The sequence below is a fragment of the Paenibacillus campinasensis genome (assembly GCF_002272015.1).
Classification (GTDB): domain Bacteria; phylum Bacillota; class Bacilli; order Paenibacillales; family Paenibacillaceae; genus Paenibacillus_AQ; species Paenibacillus_AQ campinasensis.
The window spans coordinates 41,660-49,353 of record NZ_NPBY01000042.1; the positions used below are offsets into that span (position 1 = coordinate 41,660).

Below are 7,694 nucleotides of genomic sequence, written 5' to 3' on the forward strand. Positions count from 1 at the left end.
GCTCATACTGCCGTCCACCATCGCAATCTTCCACGACTGAACGTCCACCATGCATGCGGCAACTTCCAAGTTCACCCTCACGTATCATCATGCAAAAATACGCAGATGCTGCGGCAGAATGCGGAACGTGCCGGGCAGCACACCGCCAAACTCGCCGTCCAGGTTCAGCTGAACCTGTCCCGGAGAGACCACCTCCATATAGTCGGTGCGGAAGTGAACCACCTTCTTGTCATGCACATGCTCACCGCGCAGGGCGAGTGTAGCCACGCGGACGAACTCGGCCAGATTGCATTTGCGCAGCGCGATGACATCGAACAAGCCATCGTCGATGCTGGCTCCCGGAGCCAGCTTCTCGAAGCCGCCGACCGAGTTGCTGTTGGCGATGAGAAACAGCATGAATTCATCATGAATCGGCATATGGCCGTTGGCCTGAATCATGAGCTCCTGCGGCGCCAGGCTGACCATTTTCTCGATTCCCTTCAAATAATAAGCCAGCTGTCCGATCATCGTCTTCAGCCTGCTTGGAACCTCATAGGTCAGCTCGGTCAGCGTGCCGCCTCCGGCAATATTGATAAAATAGCGGTCATTGGCCTTCCCGACATCAATCGCCCGCGTCTGGTTTCGGATCACCAGGTCACAGTATTCCTCCCAGTTCTTCGAAATGCCAAGCGCACGTGCAAAGTCATTGGTCGTTCCTACAGGGAAGATCCCGAGCGGAGGCAAGTTATCCTTGCCCGCCATCCCGTTGATGACCTCGTTCAGCGTCCCGTCACCGCCCGCAGCGATGACAAGATCATAGCCTCGCTCTACCGCCTCGGCTGCCTCGCGCGTCGCGTCGCCCTCCCCCGTTGTTGCATGGCAGGAGGCCTCGATACCCGCACCATCCAGCCGATCCAGAATGTCGGCCAGCCTACGCTTCATTTCCTCCCGCCCGGAGGTCGGGTTATATATCAATCTTGCATTTCTCATCAAGGATACGCCACCTATTTACAAATTCAAGGATTGCAGAAGATGGACCGCCTGAGACTCCATCCACTGCGTAAGCAGCGGGTGAGGAAGCAGCGTGTGACCCGAATAGCGGCAATTAAGACCCGCGAGCCGCTCCGGTATCACCTTCTCCGTAAAGTACCCCTCACTTAAAAAAAGCGGAGCCACGATGACATCGCAGCCGCGCTCCTTCCAAAGAATGGCCTTATCCCGGACATCGCCGGGACTTAGCAGAGCATAATCCGCGTTGGTACCACTTATTTCGCTAACACGCCGGCCGAGCGAGGACATGCCCTGTTCCCAGCGTCGGCGAAAACTGCCATGCCTGCTGCCGTGACCGATAAGGAGCACAACCTCCTTCTCCGGCTGAACCGACAGCGCTTTAACTTTATCCCATACCATCAGGGCAACGTCCGGATCATCGTCCATCGGTGTGCCAAAATGAACACGAGCCTGAACCTGAAACAGGTCAAGCTCCGTCTCCAGCTCGGGAACGTCCTTCGCGCCGATCGCGTAGGCTATTTCATCCACATGTGTGCTTCCTGCCGATATAAACAGCGGAATGACCAGCAGATCGGTAACGCCCTTAGACTCCAGCGCGGTAATGCCATCTTGAATCAGCCGCCCTTCCACCAGCTCAAGATAGGAGGAATAGACCGGCATATCGAGCCGGGCTGCCAGCTTCCCGACAGCTTCGTCCACCAGCGACACCCACTTCGGCTCACGCGAGCCGTGACTGATAACCAGTACCCCCGGCTTGATGGTGCTCATTAGCGGCCTAGACGCTCCAACGTCATTTTATACCCGTCGTTCCCGTAGTTCAAACAGCGCTTCACACGCGAAATGGTGGCCGTGCTGGCTCCGGTTTCTGCTTCAATCTGGTTGTATGTGCAACCCTTGCCCAGCATCCGCGCCACCTCTAACCGCTGGGACAGGGACTGGATTTCGTTAACGGTGCAGAGATCATCGAAAAATATGTAGCATTCCTCGATATTTTTCAGCGTCAAAATCGCCTCGAATAATTGATCAATACTTTTATCATTTAACTTCTTCAACTGCACTGGATGATCATCCCCTATTGTTACTGTGTATAACACTCGCATACTCATTGTACCCGAGCGGATACAGTCTTTTCAAGCATTAACGATTTCACGCACTGCAGGACTCCACCCGGTCAGGCAACCGCATCTCGAATCAGGCCGCCAAGGCGCATCCTGCTTCTGCCTTCATCCCCAGCGGTCCCTATAGGCGCTCGCCCGATTCAGCTCCTATCCCGACAATTCGGGCATACGCCTAAACCCATTGTAGGCATTCATCATACAGTATAGTATCAATCAAAAAAGGAAAGTGATATCATGTCTGGTCATTCGCACTATTATCACCGACGGTCTGCTTCCACACGATCGCTCAATGAATCACTGCCATCCGAAACACCGCCATCGACGCCTTACCCGGGCATCTCTCCATACAGCGAATATCCCGAAGTAGGAGCCTCCTCGGTGTATCCTTACACCGATATTCCGGCGAGTGCCTCACCGGTTCCGGGAGCGGATACAGCCATGAACACAGCGGCTTTGGCTCCCGACAGCAGCTCGGGTGGACTGTCCAGCCTGTTCGGTGGAGGCAGCGGCAGCGGTGGCAGCGGCGGGCTGCTGTCCGGTCTTGGCATCAACAACATGAATGATGTCAAAGGCCTCATCGACCGGATGGGCGGCATTGACGGCATCATGGCTAATATCGGCAAAGTTCAGAAAATCATGCAGGGTGTACAGCAAATGGCCCCCATGATCTCCCTGCTGACCGGTGCCCTGGGCAAAAAGAAAGCCGCAACCCCGCCTGTCGCCCATACCGATCACGACGATGATGCTATCGAGTACACGGTCCGCAGACGCCGCCGCAGATCCGGCACGAAGCGAACCGGCAGCGCTGGCAAATCCTCGGGTGCAGCAAGACGCAAACGCCGGGGATAAACGGGCCTGCAAAAAAAGCGAAGCACATAGCTCCTCCCATTCCCGGCAGAGAGCAGCTTCCATGTTTCCACAATGCCCGCCCTTGGCAGATGCTATACCTGTTAGGGCGGGTTTCTACCTACATACCGATTACCGGCTCCAGTTCGCGGCATCCTCTGCCGCTTCCTTGTCATCGCGGTCAATCGCTTTCAGGCGGAACCAGTACGAGCCCCGAATGCCAGACCTCAGGAGCATCGAGATGCTTCCTAATAAATACAGCACCTGCGGGATCGGCCTCGTACCCGGATAAAATAAGCATATGCTCCCGGCTACAAATAACATGCCCGTGAACAGCTCGCTGATCATCATCCCGGCCTCGTACCGATTGGTCACGGTCAGCCTGCGCTTGCGTCGTAAAGACTGCCGAATCCGGCGCAGCGCCCGCAAGCGAGGCGGCGCCTCATCATATTCGTTCCTCTGATGGCTATCCGTCTGTTTGCATGATTCTTGCTTCATCAGGCTCCCCCCTCTGGGGCCTTTACCCTTTTGCCGCCTATTTAAACCAGCCTCTGCGGACAAACAGCAGCACCATGCTGCCTGCGAGCGACAGCATCAGAAGCAGTACAAACAGGTACCCGTACCGCCACCCCAGCTCCGGCATCACCTCAAAGTTCATCCCGTAAATGCCTGCAATAAGCGTCAGCGGCATGAAGATGGTCGTAATCACGGTCAACGTTTTCATAATATTGTTCATCCGGTTGGAGTTCAGTGAGATGTAGCTGTCCCTGAGATCGGAGGTCATCTCCCGGTCAGCCTCGATCATATCAGTCAGCTTCAGCAGATGATCATAGATATCGGAAAAATAAGCATGGTGCGCGTGCTTCTCCAAATGCTGCGAGTTCACAATCCGGTACAGCAGATCGCGCATCGGCACCACCGTTCGCCGCAGCCGGAGCAGCCTCGATCTGAGGGCAAACACCTGGTTCATCATATCCTCAATCGAATCCCGTTCTTCCCCCTGGCTCTCCAGCTCACCCAGCTCGTCCTCAATCGCAAATAAGGCCGGAAAATACTGATCCACCAGCTTGTCCATAATCGTGTACGCCGTAAAACTGGGGCCAAAACTCGCCAAACTGCCGCCTCGCGCAATCGCCGTTACACGCTCCCAGGCATCGTCCATCTCCTGCAGATGATCCTGATGGAAGGATACAATGCAGGATGGGCTGAGGAAAATATCCACCTCAACCGCTTCAAGCGTATCCGGATGCAGCGCATGCAGCACAAAAAACTGCGTCTCATCATAATAGTCCAGCTTCGGCCGCTGCAAAGTATGCAGGCAATCCTCCACCGCCAGCGGATGAAAGTGGAAGTAGGCGTCCAGCAAATTCGCCTCCTCCGGTGTCGGCCCGCTGAAATCGGCCCAAATCCATTCATACTCTTTCCGATCCATTTGGTCCAGCGGCCGTCCTGTGACGACTTCATGATTTTTGGTGACAGCCAGTGTACGAATCACAGTGTCCGGTCTCCTTTCGGCATCGCTTACGTTTCATCATATCGCCAAGCAAAGAAAAAAGCCAATTCGTTCCATCGAATGGCTTTGGGGCATGTACCTCTATAAGTTCATCATTCTATATGGTCATGTAAACCTAAAAAAGAAGCTTAAATATAAGGCCTGCAAGCACCGCCGTAATCGGAATCGTAATGAACCAGGTTACCACGATACGCCCGGCAAGCGACCATTTCACCGCCGAGAACCGCTTCGCGGACCCTACGCCGAGAATCGCTGACGTGATGGCATGTGTCGTGCTGATCGGCAGATGCAGCAGCGTGGCTGTAAAAATAACCGACGCCGCCGAAAAATCGGCTGCAAACCCGTTGATGGGCTCGATTTTGAAAATTTTCGTTCCCATTGTCTTAATAATCTTCCATCCGCCAACCGATGTACCAAGCGCCATCGCGGTTGCCGCGGATATTTTAACCCACAGCGGTACTTCCATCTCCTGCAGCTTGCCTGAGGTTACAAGCGCGAAGGTGATGATGCCCATCGCTTTCTGTGCATCATTCGTGCCGTGCGTAAAAGACTGCAGCGCCGCCGTGAAGATCTGCATCGTCCGAAAGCCTTTGTTGACCGTATGCGGGCTCCGTCTGGCAAAGATCAGTTTCAGCAGCTGCATGACGCTGTAACCTACAACAAAAGCGATAATCGGCGACAGGATAAGCGCCAGCACGATGTCCGTAAATCCGGAATAGTTCAGCTTGTCATTGCCCGCCCCAACGAATACGGCACCGGCCAAGGCGCCAATCAGCGCATGCGAGGAGGAGGACGGCAGTCCGAACCACCAGGTGACAAGATTCCATATAATCGCCGACAGCAGCGTCGCTATAACGACCTGGATTCCGTTGTCCAGATCGGCCGGATCTGCGATACTGCCGCCAATCGTTTTGGCAACACCGGTAAACATCATCGCTCCGATAAAGTTCATCGAAGCGGCAAGCAGAATCGCTGTTCTGGGCTTCAGTGCCCGGGTCGATACAGAAGTGGCAATCGCATTGGCCGTGTCATGGAATCCATTAATGAAATCGAACGCCAAAGCGAGAAAAATAACGATACCTAATACAAGCATTGTTGTTTCCATGAATTCAGGACTCCCTTACGAATTACGCATGATAATCGATTCAAGCATATTGGCTACGTCTTCGCAGGTGTCCGTCGTCGTCTCAAGGCGCTCATAAATTTCCTTGCGCTTGATCAGCTCAATCGGATCAGATACGGAGGCGAACAGGTCTTTCGTGCAGATGCGGAGCAGTTCATCCCCCTGGTTCTCCAGATCGTTCAGGCGGATCGTGTACTCCCGTATGGCCAGCAGCTTTTTCTCCGACAGAAGATGAATCGCCTTCTGAATCTCATAAGCAGACTGACGCAAAATTTCTGCAAATTGAATCATGTAATTATCCGGCTGACCCAGTTGATACATATAGAACCGGGATGCCGTCGCCTCTAGTCCGTCCATTACATCATCCATGCTGGTTGCCAGATCCATAATATCGTCGCGTTCGATCGGTGTGATAAATGTTTTGTTGAGTTCAGTGATGATCGTATGTGTGAACGAATCACACTTCGATTCATACTTCTTCATCTCATTCGCAAATTCAAGGACATCATCAAGCTTGGTCACATGCTGTGAGAAATAATCGGCGGCTTGTACGATCGTATCGGCCATATTTTCCAGTGTTTGAAAGAATATATCTTTCTTCTTTAGTCTCATGTGCTTTTTAACCCCTTTTGTGGATAATCGCCGCGAACGCAAACGGTAAGATGTCTAGACAACCTTGATTATCTTATCACATCCGATGGAAGCTGTGTATAGAAAAGAAATTTTCAGAAATCTCATTCATTATCATTCATGACATAAACAGGGTGTTAAAACAAGTGTAATTTCTGTCATAATGTGCCCGATTTGCCGCGTTTCATCCTTACGCTCCCTTACGGATTCGTAATCGTAAGATGGCTCTCAAAAGGAGGATCATTCGGAACAATATTCAAATAGGTTGTGCCTGGAACGAACGGCACCTCCTGCCCGTCCTTCACAAAACGAATGACATCGCCCGCAGCCCGGACCCATTGCCCCTTGATCGCCCGGCCATTCTGGAACAGCATCGCTTCGCCCCCGCGTTCGAGGTCGATGGCCAAACGACCGACATCATCCAGCACTTTATGATCAGCGCCAAGCACCATCACATTCGATGCCTTGAGCTGCTCATTATCATTCAGGTCAATATGAGGGTTGCCGTTGATCGTGCGCTTGTACACGTTGGCTTCCGGGTCATATTCGTAACCGACCACATAATTTTTCAGTAAAAAGGTAAGCTCCACCTTGGCTGCTGCTTCTCCGCCTTCCGCTCCCGAAACGGCCACCGCATCCCCGGATTCCGCATTCTCCGATGGATAGAACGTGTATTCAGGAATTGGAACCTCGCTGCTGTAACCAAGCTTGTCCGCGCCTTCACGCAGCTTCTCGTCACTGGCATAGAGATTATGCGGCGCCTTCCGGGAGCTGTCCCGCCAGAAGTAGGCACCTGCGTTTCCGATTTCATCCAGGTCTGCCTTGCCCTGCTGTTGAATGATCGCATAGGCCTCCGGGCTTCCGCCGGCATGGACCAACAATCCGCCATAGCTCTCGCCCAGCTCGATCAAGTACGGGCGGATGCTGCGAATCGGACCGATGGTATCGATGCCGCTCTGGCTCTGATAGATGCCGACCAGTCTAGTAATCCCGCCTTCTGCCAGCACCTCGACCACGATATCCGCTTGTCCCAAACCGGACTGCGGTCTGGCCGCCGGCGCGTTGTTGATCATGACTGCAAGCGGCCGCTGCGTAACCGGCTCCTCCAATGGCATGCCTGTCAGCGGAGCTGTATAAGGTGCCTCGCCCTCCGCCGTTGCCGGCTCCTCAACCGGTGTCTCCACCGCGACCGGGATTTCCGGCTGCGACTCTTCCTTCGGATTGCTGTTGCAGGCAGACAGCAGCATAACTGCTGCGGCGGATAACAGCGCTATTTTCCAGACCGACCTTAACTTCGTTCGTGTATTGGCATTGTGACTCATCGTTCTCCCCCTAGCTTCGCACTCCCATGCGTAAGTTCAGACCCTTACTTAAACTTCAACATTCATTTAATCATAAATGACGGGCTTTGTCTGTATTGTCATAAGAAAAACCAGCGAGATTGGCTATAGTCCAAAAATAAACATTTAAAATC

9 protein-coding genes are annotated in these 7,694 nt (G+C 53.3%); 1 reads left to right on the forward strand and 8 read right to left on the reverse strand.

Features of this window, described 5'->3' with window-relative positions; translation table 11 throughout:
- Nucleotides 1-87 precede the first annotated feature (87 nt).
- The 3 genes from CHH67_RS13085 to CHH67_RS13095 are packed head-to-tail and all read right to left on the reverse strand — an operon-like array spanning nt 88 to nt 2,048.
- Nucleotides 88-969, reverse strand: a complete 882-nt coding sequence (locus CHH67_RS13085; RefSeq protein ID WP_095265634.1) for a diacylglycerol kinase — start codon at nt 967-969, stop codon at nt 88-90.
- An 18-nt stretch (nt 970-987) separates the two neighbouring features.
- On the reverse strand, nt 988-1,758 hold the full coding sequence (locus tag CHH67_RS13090) for a sirohydrochlorin chelatase (protein ID WP_095265635.1): 771 nt from the start codon (nt 1,756-1,758) through the stop codon (nt 988-990).
- A complete protein-coding gene (locus CHH67_RS13095; protein ID WP_095265636.1) occupies nt 1,758-2,048 on the reverse strand; it encodes a YerC/YecD family TrpR-related protein in 291 nt (96 codons plus the stop codon). Before CHH67_RS13095 ends, CHH67_RS13090 begins: the two co-directional genes overlap by 1 nt.
- A gap of 294 nt (nt 2,049-2,342) precedes the next feature.
- Here CHH67_RS13095 and CHH67_RS13100 point away from each other — a divergent pair, with 294 nt between their 5' ends.
- A complete protein-coding gene (locus CHH67_RS13100) occupies nt 2,343-2,957 on the forward strand; it encodes a hypothetical protein (RefSeq protein ID WP_095265637.1) in 615 nt (204 codons plus the stop codon).
- Between the two features lie 129 nt (nt 2,958-3,086).
- On the opposite strand, the gene CHH67_RS13105 is transcribed toward CHH67_RS13100, so the two are convergent.
- From CHH67_RS13105 to CHH67_RS13125, 5 genes are all read right to left on the reverse strand, one after another.
- Nucleotides 3,087-3,452, reverse strand: a complete 366-nt coding sequence (locus CHH67_RS13105; protein WP_095265638.1) for a YrhK family protein — start codon at nt 3,450-3,452, stop codon at nt 3,087-3,089.
- A 37-nt stretch (nt 3,453-3,489) separates the two neighbouring features.
- Complete coding sequence (gene corA / locus CHH67_RS13110; RefSeq protein ID WP_095265639.1) at nt 3,490-4,449, reverse strand: magnesium/cobalt transporter CorA; 960 nt, start codon at nt 4,447-4,449, stop codon at nt 3,490-3,492.
- Nucleotides 4,450-4,582: 133 nt separating this feature from the next.
- A complete protein-coding gene (locus CHH67_RS13115) occupies nt 4,583-5,572 on the reverse strand; it encodes an inorganic phosphate transporter (RefSeq protein ID WP_095265640.1) in 990 nt (329 codons plus the stop codon).
- Nucleotides 5,573-5,587: 15 nt separating this feature from the next.
- Complete coding sequence (locus CHH67_RS13120; protein ID WP_095265641.1) at nt 5,588-6,202, reverse strand: DUF47 domain-containing protein; 615 nt, start codon at nt 6,200-6,202, stop codon at nt 5,588-5,590.
- Between the two features lie 218 nt (nt 6,203-6,420).
- Entirely contained in the window at nt 6,421-7,542 is a 1,122-nt protein-coding gene (locus CHH67_RS13125) for a DUF3048 domain-containing protein (protein ID WP_095265642.1), read from the reverse strand.
- Nucleotides 7,543-7,694: the final 152 nt, after the last annotated feature.

Coding starts and splice junctions, on each gene's coding strand:
- CHH67_RS13085 (WP_095265634.1), bottom strand. CDS start 969: ATGAGAAATGCAAGATTGATATATAACCCGACCTCCGGGCGGGAGGAA.
- CHH67_RS13090 (WP_095265635.1), bottom strand. CDS start 1,758: ATGAGCACCATCAAGCCGGGGGTACTGGTTATCAGTCACGGCTCGCGT.
- CHH67_RS13100 (WP_095265637.1), top strand. CDS start 2,343: ATGTCTGGTCATTCGCACTATTATCACCGACGGTCTGCTTCCACACGA.
- CHH67_RS13105 (WP_095265638.1), bottom strand. CDS start 3,452: ATGAAGCAAGAATCATGCAAACAGACGGATAGCCATCAGAGGAACGAA.
- CHH67_RS13115 (WP_095265640.1), bottom strand. CDS start 5,572: ATGGAAACAACAATGCTTGTATTAGGTATCGTTATTTTTCTCGCTTTG.
- CHH67_RS13120 (WP_095265641.1), bottom strand. CDS start 6,202: ATGAGACTAAAGAAGAAAGATATATTCTTTCAAACACTGGAAAATATG.
- CHH67_RS13125 (WP_095265642.1), bottom strand. CDS start 7,542: ATGAGTCACAATGCCAATACACGAACGAAGTTAAGGTCGGTCTGGAAA.